Origin of the sequence: Methanolobus sp., from assembly GCF_016278385.1 — an archaeon.
GTDB lineage: Archaea > Halobacteriota > Methanosarcinia > Methanosarcinales > Methanosarcinaceae > Methanolobus.
The window spans coordinates 89,808-109,131 of record NZ_JADQBY010000021.1; the positions used below are offsets into that span (position 1 = coordinate 89,808).

Annotated in this window: 18 protein-coding genes; 11 read left to right on the forward strand and 7 right to left on the reverse strand. The window is 38.4% G+C overall.

Translation table 11 applies throughout. The features are described from left to right. Positions 1–7: 7 nt before the first annotated feature. From QZZ23_RS09735 to QZZ23_RS09755, 5 genes are all read left to right on the forward strand, one after another. Positions 8–1,489: a dihydropteroate synthase-like protein gene (locus QZZ23_RS09735; protein ID WP_292469446.1), complete on the forward strand. Its 1,482-nt coding sequence runs from the start codon at positions 8–10 to the stop codon at positions 1,487–1,489. A 498-nt stretch (positions 1,490–1,987) separates the two neighbouring features. After that, positions 1,988–3,463: a response regulator gene (locus QZZ23_RS09740; protein WP_292469447.1), complete on the forward strand. Its 1,476-nt coding sequence runs from the start codon at positions 1,988–1,990 to the stop codon at positions 3,461–3,463. Between the two features lie 155 nt (positions 3,464–3,618). Beyond that, complete coding sequence (locus QZZ23_RS09745) at positions 3,619–3,831, forward strand: tetratricopeptide repeat protein (RefSeq protein ID WP_292469450.1); 213 nt, start codon at positions 3,619–3,621, stop codon at positions 3,829–3,831. Between the two features lie 279 nt (positions 3,832–4,110). Beyond that, positions 4,111–5,073 (forward strand): methenyltetrahydromethanopterin cyclohydrolase, encoded by a 963-nt coding sequence (mch, locus tag QZZ23_RS09750; protein WP_292469452.1) that lies wholly within the window; start codon positions 4,111–4,113, stop codon positions 5,071–5,073. A 73-nt stretch (positions 5,074–5,146) separates the two neighbouring features. After that, positions 5,147–5,620 carry a DUF2124 domain-containing protein gene (locus tag QZZ23_RS09755; RefSeq protein WP_292469454.1) on the forward strand — a complete coding sequence of 158 codons (474 nt, stop codon included), beginning with the start codon at positions 5,147–5,149 and terminating at the stop codon, positions 5,618–5,620. Positions 5,621–5,687: 67 nt separating this feature from the next. Here QZZ23_RS09755 and QZZ23_RS09760 read toward each other — a convergent pair whose 3' ends face one another. Beyond that, complete coding sequence (locus QZZ23_RS09760; protein WP_292469456.1) at positions 5,688–6,701, reverse strand: class I SAM-dependent methyltransferase family protein; 1,014 nt, start codon at positions 6,699–6,701, stop codon at positions 5,688–5,690. A gap of 165 nt (positions 6,702–6,866) precedes the next feature. On the opposite strand from QZZ23_RS09760, the gene QZZ23_RS09765 reads away from it, so the two are divergent. Beyond that, complete coding sequence (locus tag QZZ23_RS09765; RefSeq protein ID WP_292469459.1) at positions 6,867–7,607, forward strand: ArsR family transcriptional regulator; 741 nt, start codon at positions 6,867–6,869, stop codon at positions 7,605–7,607. Here QZZ23_RS09765 and QZZ23_RS09770 read toward each other — a convergent pair. Both QZZ23_RS09770 and QZZ23_RS09775 read right to left on the reverse strand, forming a co-directional pair. After that, entirely contained in the window at positions 7,604–8,290 is a 687-nt protein-coding gene (locus QZZ23_RS09770; RefSeq protein ID WP_292469461.1) for a DUF2110 family protein, read from the reverse strand. The genes QZZ23_RS09765 and QZZ23_RS09770 overlap by 4 nt on opposite strands. 208 nt (positions 8,291–8,498) lie before the next feature. Further along, positions 8,499–8,852, reverse strand: a complete 354-nt coding sequence (locus QZZ23_RS09775; RefSeq protein ID WP_292469547.1) for an ATP-binding protein — start codon at positions 8,850–8,852, stop codon at positions 8,499–8,501. A gap of 456 nt (positions 8,853–9,308) precedes the next feature. Between QZZ23_RS09775 and QZZ23_RS09780 the strand changes: the two genes are divergently transcribed. The 5 genes from QZZ23_RS09780 (at position 9,309) to QZZ23_RS09800 (ending at position 16,027) form a co-directional block, all read left to right on the forward strand. Then, positions 9,309–10,697, forward strand: a complete 1,389-nt coding sequence (locus tag QZZ23_RS09780) for a sensor histidine kinase (protein ID WP_292469462.1) — start codon at positions 9,309–9,311, stop codon at positions 10,695–10,697. Between the two features lie 1,050 nt (positions 10,698–11,747). Then, the gene (locus QZZ23_RS09785; protein ID WP_292469483.1) at positions 11,748–14,057 is read left to right on the forward strand and encodes a PAS domain-containing sensor histidine kinase; all 2,310 of its coding nucleotides are present in this window, start codon (positions 11,748–11,750) and stop codon (positions 14,055–14,057) included. A 296-nt stretch (positions 14,058–14,353) separates the two neighbouring features. Further along, positions 14,354–14,716 (forward strand): carboxymuconolactone decarboxylase family protein, encoded by a 363-nt coding sequence (locus QZZ23_RS09790; RefSeq protein WP_292469485.1) that lies wholly within the window; start codon positions 14,354–14,356, stop codon positions 14,714–14,716. 366 nt (positions 14,717–15,082) lie between these two features. After that, the gene (locus tag QZZ23_RS09795; RefSeq protein WP_292469487.1) at positions 15,083–15,307 is read left to right on the forward strand and encodes a hypothetical protein; all 225 of its coding nucleotides are present in this window, start codon (positions 15,083–15,085) and stop codon (positions 15,305–15,307) included. A gap of 210 nt (positions 15,308–15,517) precedes the next feature. After that, the gene (locus tag QZZ23_RS09800) at positions 15,518–16,027 is read left to right on the forward strand and encodes a hypothetical protein (RefSeq protein ID WP_292469489.1); all 510 of its coding nucleotides are present in this window, start codon (positions 15,518–15,520) and stop codon (positions 16,025–16,027) included. A 215-nt stretch (positions 16,028–16,242) separates the two neighbouring features. On the opposite strand, the gene QZZ23_RS09805 is transcribed toward QZZ23_RS09800, so the two are convergent. The 4 genes from QZZ23_RS09805 to QZZ23_RS09820 all read right to left on the reverse strand — a co-directional run bounded on the left by QZZ23_RS09805 (position 16,243) and on the right by QZZ23_RS09820 (position 19,320). Beyond that, on the reverse strand, positions 16,243–16,812 hold the full coding sequence (locus QZZ23_RS09805; RefSeq protein ID WP_292469490.1) for a MarR family transcriptional regulator: 570 nt from the start codon (positions 16,810–16,812) through the stop codon (positions 16,243–16,245). A gap of 107 nt (positions 16,813–16,919) precedes the next feature. Further along, complete coding sequence (locus tag QZZ23_RS09810; protein ID WP_292469550.1) at positions 16,920–18,074, reverse strand: tRNA (guanine(10)-N(2))-dimethyltransferase; 1,155 nt, start codon at positions 18,072–18,074, stop codon at positions 16,920–16,922. Positions 18,075–18,096: 22 nt separating this feature from the next. Then, positions 18,097–18,618 (reverse strand): hypothetical protein, encoded by a 522-nt coding sequence (locus tag QZZ23_RS09815; protein WP_292469491.1) that lies wholly within the window; start codon positions 18,616–18,618, stop codon positions 18,097–18,099. A gap of 42 nt (positions 18,619–18,660) precedes the next feature. Continuing rightward, positions 18,661–19,320 (reverse strand): metallophosphoesterase, encoded by a 660-nt coding sequence (locus QZZ23_RS09820; RefSeq protein ID WP_292469494.1) that lies wholly within the window; start codon positions 19,318–19,320, stop codon positions 18,661–18,663. Positions 19,321–19,324: the final 4 nt, after the last annotated feature.

The following is a 19,324-nucleotide window of genomic DNA, read 5'->3' on the forward strand; positions in this document are numbered from 1 at the left end:
TCCATTCATGAAAATACTTGTAGCTACGGGTAGACTTGCTGAAAAGACTGTAAGGAGTGTAGTTGGCGATCTTGCCGATGTCGTTGTTGTTGATACCAGGATCGCTGCATTCATCACTCCTCGTAAACTCCTTGCTGCGATAGGTCAGCAGGTCAAAGATTCAGATTATGGTCTCATTTTCATCCCTGGTCTTGTGGCAGGTGATTTCACAAAGGCTGGAGCAAAACTTGGATGCAGGATACGTCTTGGTCCGAAGCATGCCTATGATCTGGGATTTGTACTCCCGTTTGTAGATAAGATGGAGTTCTCTAAGGACGTGCCAGCCTGTGAGCTACTTGCCGATGTCCGAAGGGAGATGGCACTTGAAAAGGTCCGGGAATTCGAGGATGCTGCCACCACACCCATGAAGCTAGGTTACATAAAAGTAGGCGGCAATTCCCGCATGAAAGTACTGGCAGAGGTTGTGGATGCCACAGGAATGGACCAGGAAACACTTGCCCGGAGGATAAGCAGTTTTGAGAAGAAGGGTGCGGATATGATAGATCTTGGTGCGTCCCTGCACGCAACTCCAGAAGATGTACGCCGTGCCGTAAGGGTAGCGCGTGATACGACCTCTCTTCCGGTAAGTATCGATACACTTGATCCTAATCTGATCAATGCGGCCCTTGACTGTGGCATAGACCTTGTATTGAGCCTTGACAGCAACAATATATCGATTATTGGTCCACGTATTGCTGAGGCAGAAATTCCTGCTGTGGTGATTCCTGATCCGGGCGAGGGTTTTGACAGCCTGATAAGGAATATGGAACTTGCCCGTGAAACAGGTGTAAAGGAACTCATAGCCGACCCTGTTCTTGACCCGATAGGACACGGCATAGGTGATTCCATTGTCCGGTACATGGAGTTCCATGAGCAGAATCCCGATATTCCTGTATTCTTTGGTATCGGTAACGTGACAGAACTCATCGATGCAGATTCAACCGGTGTCAATGCGACACTCTGTGGTATAGGTGCTGACCTTGGTGCAAGTATCCTGTTCACTCCTGAGTACAGCAACAAGACACAGGGTTCTATCAACGAACTGAAAAAGGCATCTCAGATGATGATGCTTGCAAGGGAGCGTGAGAGTTCTCCAAAGGACCTTGGTATAGACCTTATAGAGATAAAAGAGAAAAGGAGACGTACGGATTCCGTTCTCCCTGAAACCTTCGTTTGTGCAGAGAGGAGCAGGATGTGGACACTGGACCCAAAGGGCAGCATAAGGGTCAGTATCATTCCAGAATCTTCAGGAATGAAAGGAGGACAGATCCTTGCTGAACACGACAGTGCTTCCATCGTTGGTGAAACTGCAAGAGAGGTAATGGATACAATTCTTAAAATGGAGCTTGTCTCAAGAATGGAGCATGCTGCATATCTGGGTCAGGAGCTTAAAAAAGCGGAACTTGCCCTGAAACTGGGAAGGAGTTATGCTCAGGATGACGAGTTCTAAGTAACTTACAATATGATACATAAAGGTTCAGGAAACTATGTCTTCTGTATCTTTTCAAGCGCCTGTTGTGACTCTATAGATTCTGTAATTATCAGGACAAATGTCACCAGTACAAAAAATATATAGCTATATTTTTATCTGTCATTCCCAATAATGCTCTGGAATTGCTAATGAGCGCTACATCCGAAAAAAGCAAAGAGTTCACTTCTGCGGTAAAAAACTGCAAAAAGGTGTCTTTTCCAGTGCAGATACAAGGTGCAATGCAGTGGAATCGCTTGAAAAGTTGGGTGACAGTGATGCAGTATCATATCATTTTGTCCTTATTGTGGTAACAGTCTGGATCTTGCTGTTTCCCCGGTTTTTTGTCCATTTTGCGTCGAGCAATTGGACAAGGCCAGATGATGGTTTACTTCATTGCTTCTCGTTTTGAGCAACAATAGAACTACACCAAAATAATTAGACATCTTTATATAAATGTAGATTTATTTTCTATACTGAATGATGTCAGCTAAACATAAGATTCTTATTGTAGATGATGAGCCATTGAACGTAGAGTTGCTTTCAGCTTATATTGGGGATGCATATGATATTGTAATTTCCTACAATGGCAGAGATGCACTGGAAAAAGTCAAAACGGAATCACCTGATCTCATTCTTCTTGATGTAATGATGCCTGAGGTGGATGGTTACGACGTTTGCCGTATAATCCGTAACGACCTTAAGATAAATTTTATACCTGTTATTATGGTAACTGCTCTCACTGACAAAGCTGATCATCAGAGGGGGATGGATGCAGGGGCCAATGAATTCTTAAAAAAACCGGTTAGAAAATTTGAGCTTGATAAAAAGATTACTTCCCTTCTCAAAATAAAGGAGCAGCACGATACTCTTCTCACAGAAAAAAATAAAGCTTATCAGTATCTTGATTACGTTGGTGTGCTTGTTGCAGTACTTGACCTTGAATATAAGATAACACATATTAATAAAAAAGGATCTGATTTTCTTGGCCACAGTTTTGAAAGACTGATCGGCAAAAAGTGGGTAGAGTCTTTTGTTCCTCATTATTCGGTAAAAGACATACAGCAACATTATGAAGGTCTTATTTCAGGTGCCAAAAAAGCATATGAATACTGTGAATTTCCTGTCATCATAAATACGGGTGAGGAGAGACTTCTTAAATGGTATGATTCTCCGCTGCTTGACGCTTCAGGTAATATTATAGGCATTATAATCTCAGGTGAGGATATTACTGATATAAAAGAAGCTGGACAGCAACTCAAAGAATATGCGGAAGAATTGAAATGTTCAAATGATCTAAAAGATCTCTTTATGGATGTCATGCGTCATGACTTGCTTAATCCGGCAGGACTTATTAAATCCTTTGTTGGCATGCTTCTTGAGAAGGAGACAGATGATGGCAAGAGGCAGTTGCTTTCAAATGTGAATATTAGCACTGATAAATTAATTAATCTGATAGAAGATGCGGCCCATCTTGCAAAACTTGAATATGTAGATGATATCAGTTTTGTGAAGATTGACATTTCATCGATGTTGCAGGATACAGTTTATAACTTTATTGCCCCGGCTAAAGAAAAAGACATAGACATAAAACTTCAGCTAAAAACCGATTCTTATGCCATTGCAAATCCTATGATGGAGAGGGTATTCGCTAATTTGTTATCCAACTCTATAAAATATAGCCCCAAAGGCAGCACAATAACAATTGATTTTGCTAACCATGGTGATAAATTAAAAATAAGTTTCATTGATCAGGGAGATGGAATACCCAATTCCAGCAAAACTTCTGTATTTGAACGGTTTAAGCGCTTGCATAAAGAGGATATACGTGGTAATGGCATTGGTCTTGCAATTGTAAAAAGGATAGTAAACCTGCACAAAGAGGATATTGCTGTAGAAGACAATCCTGAAGGTAAAGGTAGTATCTTCTGGCTGACCCTTAAAAAAGAAGTATGAAATCCTTTCTGGGATATTTCTCTTTTAATTTATTGGACTGTTAAATTCATAATATAATACACATACTAAAATGATTTATTACTTATTGTGTCATTGTAGTACATATAGCAAGACTAAAATCAGCACATTCTATTACCCTTGAAAATTGCATAAGTGTGTGGGCAGAAGAACTCGTTGAAACTGGTGAATATTCAAGTATTACGGGTGTAATAAACATTGCAATGGCAGAATATCGAATGGGACACCCATCTCCCTCCGAAGTGGCATCCCTCGACAAGGACCTCTGGAGAATGAAAGGCAAAGCTCTCCAGGAACTGGGCAACCTCGAAGAAGCAATCAAATGTTTTGACATAGCACTCGGTATCTAGAAAAATGATGATATGTTGTCTCGTTGCCCCTGAAAACAAAAGGTAATGTTCAATGGAATGAGTAAATTAGAGTGTGTTGTTTGTTGATAGCATGGGGATGTGAAACTAAATAATATCGTAAACTTATAAAAAATAATCCACTTATAACCAGTTCGCATGTGGCTGTTTATTTTACTATTTTTAATTGTTTAATGTGTTGTGTATAAATGCCTAGTTTCAGATAATTATATATTCTCCAGTGCCTAATGTCACTCGATTAACAGGTTAAGAGTGATAAACGTGATAAGTGTCAACGAAAAGGGATTAGCTATAATCGATGAAATGCTTGACTGGGAAGAAGAACTGAAGGTTCAGTCCACAGAGCTTGATAACGGTGCTACTGTCATTGACTGTGGTGTGAATGTAGAAGGTGGATACGATGCGGGTATGTATCTGTCCCGTCTTTGTCTTGCAGACCTTGCAGACATAAGCTACACCAAGTTCGATCTCAATGGTCTTCCGGTACCAGCTATTCAGGTAGCTACCGATCACCCAACAATCGCATGTATGGCATCCCAGTATGCAGGTTGGAGAATTGCAGTCGGAAAATATTTCGGCATGGGTTCAGGTCCTGCAAGGGCTCTGGGTCTTAAACCAAAAGAACTGTACGAAGAGATAGGCTACAAGGACGATTCCGAATTTGCAGTCCTTGTAATGGAATCTAGCGCATTGCCAAACGAAGAAGTCGTAGAGTATATTGCAAAACATTGCAGCGTAGACCCTGAGAATGTTTATATTGCTGTTGCACCTACAGCTTCAATTGCAGGATGTGTCCAGATTTCCGCACGTGTTGTTGAAACAGGTATCCACAAACTTGAATCAATCGGTTACGACATCAACACGATCAAGAGCGGTTTTGGTGTTGCTCCAATTGCACCAGTAGTCGGTGATGATACAAAGTGCATGGGTTCAACCAATGACTGTATCATCTATTGTGGTGAGACATACTACACTGTCGAGTATGGAGATGCTGAGAAACTGGAAGAATTTGTCAAGAAGGTCCCATCCACAACCTCTAGAGACTTTGGAAAACCATTCTACACAACTTTCAAGGAAGCAGAATTTGACTTCTTCAAGGTTGATGCAGGAATGTTCGCACCAGCTAAGATCACAGTGAACGATACCAAGTCCAAGAAGTCCTTCACAAGTGGAAGGATAAACCCTGGTATTCTCCTGGAATCCTTTGGTGTAAAAGAAGTCTGATTTTCTAACATTCTTAAATAATACCGATACAACCTTAAAGGTTGTATTACTTTTTTCTTTTGGAGACAGTCTAATGGAAATCATAAACACTTCAAAAGGTATAGGTGGCCAGCTTACCGAATTCAGGAAACTTGTCAGCGACTCTCGGAGTATCACTTTTATCGGTACGGTCGGTTTCTGCACACCATTTGCAGAACTCATGGCATTCGTTCTCAGAGGCACCGACAAGAAGATTGTGTTCCTTCCTGACCTTCGTTCAGATGAGGCACGCATGATAGTCCATTCATCTCACGGGATGCAGCTTGGAGAGAAAGCAGATCCTTCTGCAGATACTGTTGTCCTGCTGGGAGGACTTGCAATGCCAAAGATAGGTGTCGAGCCTGAAAATATGAAAGACCTTGTAGATGCCCTCTTAAAGGATGCAGAGAAGAAGCTCATTATAGGTGTCTGCTTCCAGTCAATGCTGATAAACTGCAACTGGCCCGATCATATTGATTTTGATTACATCATCGATGCAGACATGACCAACGAGGTCAAGAAAGTTTAGAACAAGCCAAAACGAACAGGAACTAACTTACAATCATCTTCCGGATGGGATGATCAACTCTCATTTTTTAGCTTATCCGGGCATCCACAACAACGTGCCACACACCCGGTGAATATTTCTTTATTTTTCTGCATTCCAGTATCTCTGCCTGCCTGCCTGTTTTTGAAGCTGCCTGCTGTATACGTTCCACAGGTCTTGTGAAAATGAGGCTTTCGGGTGTTGTCTCATGATAATGAAGGATGCCACCACTATCTTTTAGGGCTTTGATTCCGTGTTCAAGATAGTGGTGTGTGGTACCAATATATCCCATGATCACTCTATCTGCTATTCCCTCAGGTGTAAGTTCAGCACAATCACCGTTCCTTGCTTCAACTATGTTTTCCACGTGGTTCAGAACTATGTTCTCCTGAAGGTATGCATATGATTGCGGATTAATCTCAATGGCAAAGATCATTGCTGGCCTGGCATGGACTGCCATAGGGATTGTGAAGTATCCTATGCCTGCAAACATGTCCACAATTGTCTCATCAGCACCAATATTGCTCATAAGTGCTTTTTCATGAAAATTTCCTTTAGAGTACATTATCTTTGTAACATCAAGCTTGAACAGACAGCCATTCTCTTTGTTTATGGTCTCCGTACTGTTGCCGATAAGTACTTCTCTTTCCGGCAGCCTGAACTGTCCGCTTATTCCATAGTCACGTACAACGGTGCTGCATGATGGATACATCTGAAGCAGGGACTTTGCAATTTTTTCTTTTAAGCTGTCAATGGATGGATTGATCGTGACAAGAATTATGTCTCCCAGTATCTGCCACCCGGCTGGCAGCATTTTAAGCTCATTTGCCGTAACCTCTTTTTTCAGTATTTCTCTAAGTGAGAGCCATTTGTTGTAAAGCAGAACATCTTCCTGAATGCGAGTCTCAAATCCTTCAATATCATCAGTAACAGGTATCTCAAGAAAGCGTTCTCCATTATCAATAACCTTTATCTTCCTTTCAGGATCAAGCTTGCCAGACTCTGCTATTTTGAGTCTCATGCTTTCTGCATTTTCTATTGGTATGCGAATAGCTTTTTTCATAATTATCTTAAGTAATCTTAAAAAATTCTTATACTTTCCTGGGTTGTATGTTGTCTATTTATAGTTTAATGCCGGGTGTTGGATATTAAATGTTTTAAATGCTGCTGATAACTAATTCGTTCATTGGCGAACATTTAAATACATTGTCTGTTTATTGAATATTGCATGAACAACGGAGACAACACCGCTATTTTTTCCACTGATATTGGAGTTATTGTTCTTAATGGTTCTGTAAAGATCAAAATACTTGATTTTCTTAAAGGCGGATGTAAATCTTTTGACGATATAGTCCAGCATACCGGGAAGGCTAAATCTACGATTTCTGTCCATTTAAATGATCTTAAGGCACAGAATCTGCTTGAAGAAGCAATCGATGCCAATGATAAGAGGAAAAAGGTCTATTTCTTAAAATGTCAGTACGTTGCATGCTCACAGGAGCCAGGTATGAAGCATTATACTGAAATGCTTGATGTGATAGGTTCCCCTGATATGAACTCTTTTGGTTGTCTGAAATGCCTTTTCCATGCAGTTCAATATGGTTTCCGTGCTCACGGGGTAAATTGTGATCCTATTATGAGAAAAATAGGTAATGATATCGGTACAAGTCTTTCAAGGAATTTTGTTTCAAGTGATATGGAAAGTATCCTGAATGAAATGATGAACTTCTGGGAAGAACATGACATCGGAAACTTCACAATTATTAGCATTAACCCGATAAAAATTGCTGTTCATAATTTTTTTGATTGCCGTTCAATACCAATTAAGGAAAAAACACTATGTTCATTTGCACAAGGTGTTTTTGAAGGCGTTTTCAAAGAAAAGCTGGGTGTGGAATGCGTGATGCAGATGCTCGGCAAATGCGATGAAAACTGCGATGCATGTCATTTCCAGATGCTTTTAATTTAATTTGATGTACGGATAACCCCAAGGTCACCTTTTACTAACCTGCCAATAGCAGCTACAATTCCAGGTCCATCGGTTTTTTCCCTGCAGGTTATCATATGTTCCATGAGTCCAAGTCTTTCTATGCCATAGATATCTCTTGCATGACCGGTTTTCTTGATGGCTGCTTTAAGCTCGGAACGCGTGACTGAATTAGCTATAACTCTGTCCTGCTCGGATTTCTTCCAGTTCCACCAAATATCTGCCTGTGGTTTAGTAAAAGCACCCAATTTAGCCTTCTCATCGGTAATTTGAATTTTGACGGGTAAGTGCTTGATTATTCCAAAACGAGTAGCTATTTGGTTTGCAGTTCCGCTTCCAAGGATTGCGAGATTTTTTTGTGGGATGCTTACAAGAGTTCCTACATCAACAATAAATTCATTATCATGTATCTGATCTATGACGCCTGTGTAAACCTCATTTCTGGCAAGTTCTGTAACAGGTGTCCCAAACTTCTGAATAAGAAAATTGGAAACAAATTCGCTATCTTCTCCATTTATATCAACCATCAGCCAGTTATCATCAGATACTGAGAATTCTGCTGATGCATCGAGTTCTTTTAATTCATTACTTACTAGCACTTCTGCTGAATGAAATGCACGTTCCTTACTTCCATATATTTTTAATAATAGTTTTACAGTGACCATTTTATTATCCTTTCAATTATTTTCACATATCTGCTTTTTGGGAACTTATTACACATATTTCTTATCGTTCCATTAGGTCACAAACTACTGCACGAAATATAAATGCTGCCTGTCAGGACAGTACATATCCACTTTCTGCGTCATCTGTGTGGATTAAATAAATTCAAGTGTTTGTTTCTTTCGATTACTAGAGTTAAAGAGTAAGTCATCATGTTTCGGAACCTACTATTGGCTCTTGGTTCCCTATGGTAAATGTAAAAGTACTCCCTTTTCCACCTTCACTCTCAAGCCAGATTTTTCCATTGTGCATTTCCACAAATTGTTTAACAAGGAAAAGTCCAAGACCAGTAACACCATATTTTCTTGTATTTGATGAATCTGCTTGTACAAATGGACTGAAAATATCATCCTGTATATTAGGAGGAATTCCAATGCCGGTGTCAGATATGGAGATCTGAACATGGTTATTTATTCTCTCTATAAAGACAGCGACCTTGCCACCAGCGGGAGTAAATTTTATGGCATTGCCCAGTAGATTGAACATTATCTGCTTGAATTTGATTCTGTCTGCAAATGAAACTCATTCGGAAGATTCTTTTTAAAATATTATCTAATTAGAAAGTGAATTTTTAGAACCTAATTAGATGCACTCATGATAAATTGTGCATTTGTCTAACATATATATAAGGTTAACACCTGCTATTGCATGATGCTTGAATTAAAAACGATAATAATATGCTTAATTCTTGTTGAAATTTTCATGTCTTTAATTTTATTTATTTATTGGAAAACTCAAAAAACGTATCCTGGATTTATTGAATGGGGTTTTGGTGTTTTAAGTGTAGCTTTAGGTCACATGTTTTTTGCATTGAGGGATATTTCCCCTGATTTTCTAACAATCGTTCTTGCTAATATCTTCGTGACTATAAGTTTTTTCTTTACATTAGAGGCTCTGAACTTACATTTCATCGGCCGTTCTTTTCGTCGTGAAATTTATTTAATTTTTATTCCAATTGCAATGGGATTCTATTTCTTCACTGAATATGTTGATAATGCAGAGATCCGTAACATCATCTTTTCAGTCACATCTATTGTAGTGATGCTTAAAATGGTATATCTTCTTTTAACTGCACCTAAATCAAGAGAAAGCTTATTTTCCAGATTGCTTGCTGCCATTTATCTGATCTCGATATTAATTATATCGGTAAGGGTTGTTGAATGGAATATGTTTTCATCCAGCCGTGGTATATTCAACTTATCATTTTTCAATACATTTTTTATGCTTTTTGATTTGGTGGGCTCTATTGGTACAACTGTATTGTTTCTTTTCCTGAACTTCCAGCGGATGAACCAAGAACTTGATGCAGCAAGGGCAGAAGCTCAGAATTATGCAGATTATTATTCTCTTGCAATCGTTTCTGCACAAGCTGGCGTATGGGATATGGATCTCAAAAAGAACGAAGTCTATTGGGATGATTCTTTGGAAAAGTTATTCGGTTCAGGAATGGATATAAACAAAAAATTGATTGATATTTGGAACTCGTTTGAAAATGAATTGAAACAGGAGGCAAAACCTAATAAAATATATGAAGATGCCTCAGATAAAAAAGAGTTCACACATGAGTTCACGATTCATCATAATGATAAAGGTATACAGTATTTTATGTCACATTCCCGTGTTGTGCATGACAAGAATGATTCCAGCAGGATGATCGGGCTTATTTATGATATCACTCCTTTACGTAAGGCGGAATATGCTCTTAAAGAAGCACACAGGAAATTGAATATCCTCACAACCATAACTCGTCATGATATACTTAACAGTATCACTATAGTGAATGGATTTGCAGAAATACTTGCAAAAAAGCTGACTGATCCGAAACTACAAAAAATGGCAGAAACTATTGAGAACAGTGGTGCTATGATAACTCATTTGATTTCATTTACAGGTCAATATCAGGATATTGGAATAGATGATCCCAAATGGCAAGATATAGGTATTTTACTGGATACAAACGAATTCAAACCCCTTCTGGAGGATATATCGTCGGCGTTCCCGGAACCCGGCATTCTCATCTATACTGATAAAATGTTTGAGAAAGTCCTCTATAACCTGATTGAAAATTCGTTAAAGCATGGCATAAAAGTTAATTCTATTTCGTTCTCCTATGATTTTTCAGAAAATGGACTCCATATTGTGTACCAAGATGATGGTGCTGGCATACCTGAAGAAAACAAAGGTCTGATTTTTAAAAGAGGCTATGGTGAGAATACCGGTATGGGACTATTTCTTTGCCGGGAGATTTTAGGAATCACCAGTCTGACTATTCAGGAAAATGGAATACCAGGTCAAGGTGCCAGGTTTGAGATAAATGTGCCCTTTGGTTTTTACAAGAGAAAAGAGTGAATGTTTTCTTTTCAATGGTTGCAGGAAGAAGAACACTGCTTGGAGAAGTATCTTACTGTTGAAAGGAGAGAATTAACTCAATATCTGATAGGCAAGAGGAAGACAATAGATTTCATCAAACCTTCTTATGTAGAAAGAGAGATGATACTGACTTGTTAAGGAAGAAGATTCTTACTATCGGTTACAAGGAATGGAAGGATATGGGATTTTATAAAGGAACTTTTCACTATATGAAGAAGAAATCAATAATTGAAAACCAACTTAAGGCAGCTATTAGTAGATACACAGCACCACATAGGACTAGTACAAAAGACTTAACATTCCTTACAATTTTGATATACTTTTTTGTATTTTTCTGAGATACACCTAAAAGTGCAAAATGATACAAAATCATAGGACGGATTTGGGAAGTAGTACTTTTTTTTATCGTTCAATTTTTTGGTACCTATAATTGTTCCACTTAACTTTAAGTCTTGAGACGAGCTTCCGGTATGGGTTGTTTGAACAATCATACCTTCATCCTTGTCATGTATGCAAACGGGATCTCAATGAATCAGATCTGCATTGAAACAGGCGGTGAGTTCTATACAGTATCCTCTATTCTGCGAGGGAATTTGAGGGAGATATTGGGGTTGAAGAATTCAAAGCATCTGAATAAGTGAGTTTTGTCGTTATCTAAGAAAATGACAATGCTCATTGCACTATTAATAGTGTTTTGGATCAATGAGGATTGATATATATTTGAAAAAAACGAGCTATTAGAGATCATCTGTGTTCAGATGGGTTGTACTATAATCACAAATCAGAATTCCAGTTCATTAATCCGATTTGAGAATTGTATCATGAAGAGAGGGTTATGTATTGCCACATGTACAACAAAAAACATATATATTTATGAGACGTTATAGAAATATGGCTTTTTAAGAGCACTTTTTAGCTCATAACTTTAAAAGAGATATACTGTTGTGGTTTTGGTTACCCTCGATATTAATATCAAAATCATTTGTGGAATATTTTAGCTGCGCATATATGATCAAGGCCTAGATATCTATGGAAAAACAACAACATGATCCAAATCACAATGAAGACAACGATTCTTGCTTTAGCGATGAAGAAATGTACAAAACCTTCTTTAAAGAAAACAATGCAGTCCTCCTTCTTATAAATCCTGAAAATTCGGATATTATTGACGCAAATCATGCAGCATGCAAGTTTTATGGCTGGACACTTGAAGAGATTACCAGCAAAACAATAAACCAGCTCAACTTTTTGTCAACTGAAAAGAACAAAAATGAGATCCAAAGAACGGAAGACAAAAAAAAGAATGGACATTTGTCCAAGCATCTTCTTGCAAGCGGAGAAGTGCGTGATGTAGAAGTTTTTAAGGTTCCAATGACATTCAAATCTCAATGTTTGTTCTACTACATGGTTCACGACATCACTGAACGCAAATTAGTGGAAGAAGAAATGCAGAGGAAAGAAATGCAGCTTTATGCTGCGCAAAAAGTCGGGCACTTAGGAAGTTGGGAATTTGATTTAAACTCTGGTAAAGCAGAGGTTTCTGAGGAAGCAAGAATAATATATGGACTCAAAAACGAAGAATTCACCATTGAGAAAATACAAAAAATACCCCTGCAAAAATACCGTCCAGTGCTGGACAAAGCGCTAAGTGATCTCGTGGAAAGAAACATCCCATATGATGTACAATTCAAGATAATAAAACTAACCGACGGCAATATCCACACCATACATTCCGTGGCTGAATACTATCCTGAAAAAAATACAGTCATAGGAATGATTCAGGACATTACAGAACGCAAACATGTAAAGAGTAAACTGCGAGAAAAGAACTCTCTTTTGAATGAAGTTGGGAGGATTGCAAAGATCGGCGGGTGGGAATTAGATGTAGCAACCGGTTATATTACCCAGACGCCTGAGGTTGCAAGGACATATGAAATCGACAACAATAGACCTGTAAGTCTTAAATTTGCTTTGAGCTTTTATTCTTTCGGTTCAAAAGAACTTCTAGAAAAAGCTGTCCAGGATGCTGTAGAAAAAGGAGAATCATATGATCTGGAGCTGGAAATTGTCTCTGCTAAAGAAAATCATAAATGGATTCGTACAATCGGCCATCCGAAAAAGATGGATGGTAAAGTCGTAAAAGTAACCGGTTCATTTCAGGACATTACTGAACAGAAGCTGGCTGAAATGAAAATTGCAGAAGAGGCTATGTTACGGCATACCTTCATGGAGCAGTCCACAGAAGGTATAGTTATCCTCAATAGTAATGGCAAGGTTGTCGAGGCAAATCCGCGGTATGCTGAGATGCACGGATATTCCTACGAAGAAATGCAGACATTAAATGTATGGGATTGGGATATTCATTCCACACGTGATCAAATATTGGAAATTATTCAGCTTCTTGATAATAATGGTAGACTTGTGGAAGTAAGTCACCGACGCAAGGATGGTAGTATATTTGATGCGGAAGTCAATATGAATGCAGTGATATTCGAAGGACAGAAACTGATTTTTTGTGTACATCGTGATATTAGCGAGCGTAAGCAGATTGAAGCAGAACTGATGAATGCTAAACTTGCTGCTGTAGATGCTAACCAGCTCAAAGGTGAGTTTCTGGCTACCATGAGCCATGAACTCAGGCCCCCTCTTAATTCAATCATAGGTTTTTCAGAGGTGCTGCTCGATGAAACGTTTGGCAACCTGAATGAAAAACAGACAACTTACCTGAATCATATTTCAAAAGCGGGCAAACATCAACTAAGTCTTATAAATGATATTCTTGATCTTTCAAAGGTTGATGCTGGCAAGATGGAACTTCATTGCGAACAGTTCCATGTTTCTCATGTAATCGATGAAGTTAAAGCGATAATATCTTCTCTTGCAATAAGAAAGAATATCAATCTGGATATCAAAATTGACTTGCAGGTTGAAAGCATTTATGCAGATAAAACCAAATTTAAACAGATACTCTACAATCTTACAAGTAATGCCATCAAGTTCACACCTGAAAAAGGTTATGTGACAATCGAAGCACAGCATTCAGGTGATTTTATCCAGGTAAGTGTAAAAGATACCGGTATAGGAATAACAAAGAGTGATATGGATAAACTTTTCGAGCCTTTTAAACAACTGAATTCATACATCACTCGCGAATATGAGGGAACAGGACTCGGCCTTGCTCTTGTCAAAAAGTTCGTGGAATTGCACGGTGGAAAGATATGGGTTGAAAGCAAAGTTGGAGAAGGTAGTATCTTTACATTTGTGATTCCAATAACTCATAGCGATGAGGTTGCTTCAAAACGCATTTTTGCTTCATTGAAGCAAGGTTTTGTGGATTAAAATAAGAAAAAACATGGCTTTGCACATTCTGATGCCAATGAAGCATATTAATTTCGTAATATAAGTTCAATATTTTTAAAGTGTTTATTTTGTAATAATGCAGCAAATCTTGCCAGTACAGGAGAAAATAGCAGGCTAAATCTGAATATTTGAAGGTTCCTAATTCCCATAATAAAGGAAGTGTGAGAGTGAAAACAATTGCCACGTCAATTCATTGCTGAGTTGAGAGGGTTTGTAGGATAGAATAAATACTATGCGATAAGAGATTAGGTGTTAATTAAGTGGGAGTTGAAAAGATGACTGGACATAAAGAACTTGAGCACAATGAATTACTTGGGAGCATGAGCGATAAACTTGGATTCACTCCTCATATCCTTGAAACTCTTGGGGACATAGACCCAGAATTCTTAAAAAAATACAACCGTTGCAACCATAAGTTGTTAACAGATGGAGCATTGTCTGCCAAAACAAAAATACTAATGGCTCTTGCTGTAGTTGCGTCCAAACAGTGTGAGAGGTGTACTGTTATGCAAATGCAGAGTGCGCTCAAGAACGGTGCAACCAAGGAAGAAATAATGGAAGCCATGGATGTTATATTTATCACATCTGGTGCTCCTGCCGTTGCAGCCTGCAGAGATGCACTAAAAATGCTGAAATGATAACAAGTGAATTACATATGAGTCTTTAGCCCATGTGTAGTTCCTCAAGTGCCAACAATGGGAAACCGTAATTAATAGGCACTGTACTTCTATTTTTTTATAAATATGTGGTCACCTGTTTTCGCATGACATGCGCAGAATATGTGCGAAGTGCTTGTCTAAATTATCAATGATCGAAGGAAATTTCCTTCAATTTAAGTAATTCCTAAACAGCCAAGTAAGGAAAACAAGAAGAAGAAAACCCATAGTAAGGGAAGTGATGAGAAAAGAAATGCAGATTTTGCATGAACTCTATGATATAGGGTTAATTTTAAACCACCGAAGTGGAGATTATATTTGGAATAAATTTATTATATAGGTGAAAATATGGATAATATAATTGAAAGAAACGGAATTCAGTATGTAGTAGAGGAATCAAAACATGTGGAATACAGAATAATCGAAGATTCAACTATAGAGACTACGTCAGCTCATGATTTAGAAGCTCGTTTAAACGTTGAAGGAAAGGATAATTGGGAATTGGTTACTGTCATTGGCAAGAATATTATCTTTAAGAGAATTGTTGAAGCAATTGATTATATTGAAGTTTGATTATATTTATTACTTAAACTGCCAAATAAAGGAAACATTTCCAAGCATTTCAAAAAACCTTTTTTTATTTATAATCAAAATCTGTTTTTTCAATATCAACCCCCATTCTGGAAAAATATTTCCTACTAGCGTGACTAATCGGAAATCTATAAGGCTCTTTTTCCATCCTCCATAATCTTTTTAAGCAAATCAACTGTTTCTTTTCATTTTATGTCACATGTTCAGCAGTATATCGATAAGAAGCTCGTCAATTACATAATGAAAAAACTCTCTTCCAATCGTCCAGGTATCGGTCACCACGAATCATATGCTCGTGGAAACATTGCTCCTTCGCTTGGTCTGGTCTACTACATGGAACAGGAAGTTTCTGTCTTCTCGGATTCTGTTCTCAAACTCAAGCAGGAGATGTTTAGGAACGGATTTTACTGGAAACCCTGTTTTGTCAAGAAGTGTAAAGATTGTGGAACCGAGTACGATGAGAACATTGAGAAGTGCACATGTGGTTCAACTTTTTTCCATGAACCGGATTATTCGCAGGTACGTGAAAAAGAATACTTTATCGAAAAGGCCAACTACAACGGACAGTCTCTCAAGGAAGTTCTTTCTGACTTTGAGTTCAACTTAAACGTTGCTGATAATGCTTATCTCTTTCTTGTCAAAGCTTATGAGTACGACAGAGCTGGTGACAATGCCCTAGAAGATGTCAAAGAGATCCTTTAAATTGTCAAAGCCAAGTCTTTTGATTCGATAAGGTCAGAGATGATGTCTTTCTCTGCTTCCTCAATCAATTCAGTAGGAGTCTTGTTCAGGAAATCGGTGTACTTTTGCATACCGATAAGATACAGTTTTCGAGTATTTTGGCTTGTATAGTAGTAATGCCGTCTTCTAATTCGGGTATTTTCATATATAATAAATAACTACCCATACGCAAATAATTATTGTTTCATTACCAGGTCAAAGATGTTCTGTATTTCACTGAGTTTATCCAGACCTTCATCATCGATAAGGTCCTCATTCTTCTCTATTGAATTTAAGAGTAACTGGATATCCCTGCTGAACGGGCCAATTTTCATCTTCATTTCCTGTGCTTCCGAATTTTTATTGAAATGATCATTGTATGTGGACACTATCTGCCCATGCAGTCTGTCAACGTGATCTCTGGTGAGTTTTTTCTCATCTTCTGAGGCTTCATCGGAATTTTCATTATCCTGTTTTTCTGCGCTCTCGGGTGATTCACCTTCAATAGCCATGATCAGATTTTTTAGAGCATCAACTACTCTGAATCCATGGTCTGTAAGTTCAACATACTTAACACGTCCCTCAATTGTGAATTGTACAAGGCCGTGTTCTTCCATTTTAGACAGTATTTTAGTTGTATGGGCAAAAGTTGAATTGATTTCTTTTGTGATAATTGATGCATACGTTTTTTGAAAGGACCATATGGCCAGAAGGGCAAGAGTTGGTTTTTCCTGTAAAAAAAGTTGCTCAGCATATTCTCTTGTCATAATCTATCCCCTTTACAAATATTTTGAATCCTTATTTGAAAAAACATCATAATACCTTGAATTATATATTTTAATATGTATCATTAGAATAAAAATAGTATATATTTCTATCGGATACCAGCTATAATTGTGTTTATATCTCTGATACTTGCGTTAGTTTTAAAAGATGTGCCGCTAAAATGCGTTCTTGATGCCAGGAATCCATTGTTTCTAAGTTCCTGGATCACTCTGTCAATTCCAGATGCAGAAACCCCGAGTTTTTTGCATAAGAGGTGCTGATCATAGAACATGGGTATGTCCAGTTCATCCCTGCAAAATTCCAGCATTTTGATGGCTACTTGTTTGGTGCCGCAGTCGCGCTCCATTATTTCGTCAATCGTTTCATTGCAAAAATCAGGATCATGTAATTTGCCAAGCCACAAAGGACCGGCAATTAGGTTGTTTGCACTACAATTGCTGCATTCTTCTTTAATGGGTACTGCGAGGCCATATATTGCTTCCCTGTGTCCGCATGCAGGGCAATGGGCAATAAATCCCATGTTCATAAGCATTTCGTCCGCTTTCTGCGCACCTTTTTTTATTTCCAGATAGCTGCGCACATAGTGTCTTGTGGCATGGGAGAGGAGGGGATGCATGGTTTTATCGTGAAGTGACAATTCCCGGGCTATTTTTCCAAGTAATATTCGTACTCCCATTTCACTATGGTATTCGTTGTTAAAAGGAATTGCTGCATATTTCCGGATACCTGAATTAAGGTGTGCACCGCAAAGAGGTGCAGTATCTGTTGCTGTCACTGCAAGCAAGTTTATAACTGAACGGGCAGCTGCGGCCAGGAAAGGAGCGGGGGTGCCAAATGGGTCAAGGTCGACTATGTTGAAATGTTTCTCGTGAAGAAGGACATTCGCATTTTTATGGCTTGAAATAGCCCTGTCACTGAGATTTAGCCTTTCTATATTTTCCTGTATCAACTTACAGGCATCTTCACTCCAGTCATTTAGAGTTGTATGGGTACCAGTTTCATTGACGATACGTAGCCCACGGATTCCTGATGCTGAGAGAGCATCAACATAAGTGATGACCTTTTCAGAGTCAAGTTCGATCCTCTTTATAAAAACAGAAGTTGCAGCTATGGAGATATCACGATTCAACTCCATGGCAGGATTATAAAAAACAGGGGCTGCAGAAGGAGCAAAATTTGCCCCCTCTTCAGGGACGGGAACCAGGATTTCAGTGTTTCCTTCCTTTACAGTTCTTACTCTCATCCGGTTCCATGAATATTCATTCTTATTTAACAATAATGGTTCCCTTCATTCTTTCGTCCCAGCCGAGAACTTTGTATGTGTATGTACCTGGTTCGGTGAAAGTGTATGTAAAGGATAATCTATAACCGATACTAGTATTTTCCCAGAGACCTTCATTGCTTACAAGAGTAAATATTCTTCTCGGATCGTTGCGGTTGAACCACATAACCGAATCTCCCGTATTAATGGAAAGACTACTTGGCTGTGTCAGGAATTTTTCCATAAAAACAGTATAGGTTCTTGCTCCTCCATACTCTACAACTTCAATTTGTTCTCCGTTTTCCTCTATGGTTACGTTTGTTTCATCTGCAACCGTTTCTGCAACCTCAGTGACATTTGAAACAATTTCATTCATTTCTGTGACATTTAAAACAGTCTCATTCACAACTTCTTCACTAGTACCATTCAGTATTTCGGTTGTTTCAGACGTTTCATTTTCTTCTACACACCCGATAACTGAAAATGAAAATAAAATCAGAAATATAAGTAAAATCTTTGCTTTCATCAAATCACCTGCTTTTTAATATATTTTTGATGTTTAAATACCTTATCTCAAGGCTTCAATAAGATTGACATTTATGATGTGTTCATTATTTTCCATATCTATATCTATTAATGCTGCAAACCCCAGTGCTGCCATCCCCGGGTTAACTATTAATGTTTTCCCATATTTTTGAATTCCCCTTGCTTCGTGAATATGGCCACATATTATAAGGTCGGCTTCATTAAGAAAAGCATTAAGTGCTTTGCATCCTACATGCGTATCACCAACGTTATCAAGAATGCCAAAAGGCGGCGCATGTGTTAGAATAACTAAAGGTTCTTTTGTATTTAATGATTCTTTTCTCATCCGGTCAAGATTTTCTTCATAATCACATTCCTGTATCTCAAACGGAGTGCAGAATGGTGTGGGGTTAGACCCACCCATTCCTATGAATTTTATTCCCTCAATAATAGTAGAGTTCTTATGAAGATTCGTAGCCTGAGAATTTTCGATAACATCTATTATTGATTCCTGATCACAGTTACCAGGAACTGCAAGAACTGGCTGCGTGAACAGGGAGAATAATTCAAGTGCTTTTTCATCGGGTCCAAAATTGGTGATATCTCCTGCAATAAGCACTATATCAACATCTTCTGCCATCGCCAGAAGTTCTTTTATCTTAGAATAATTGCCATGCGGATCTGCAATAGCAAACAATCTCATTGTA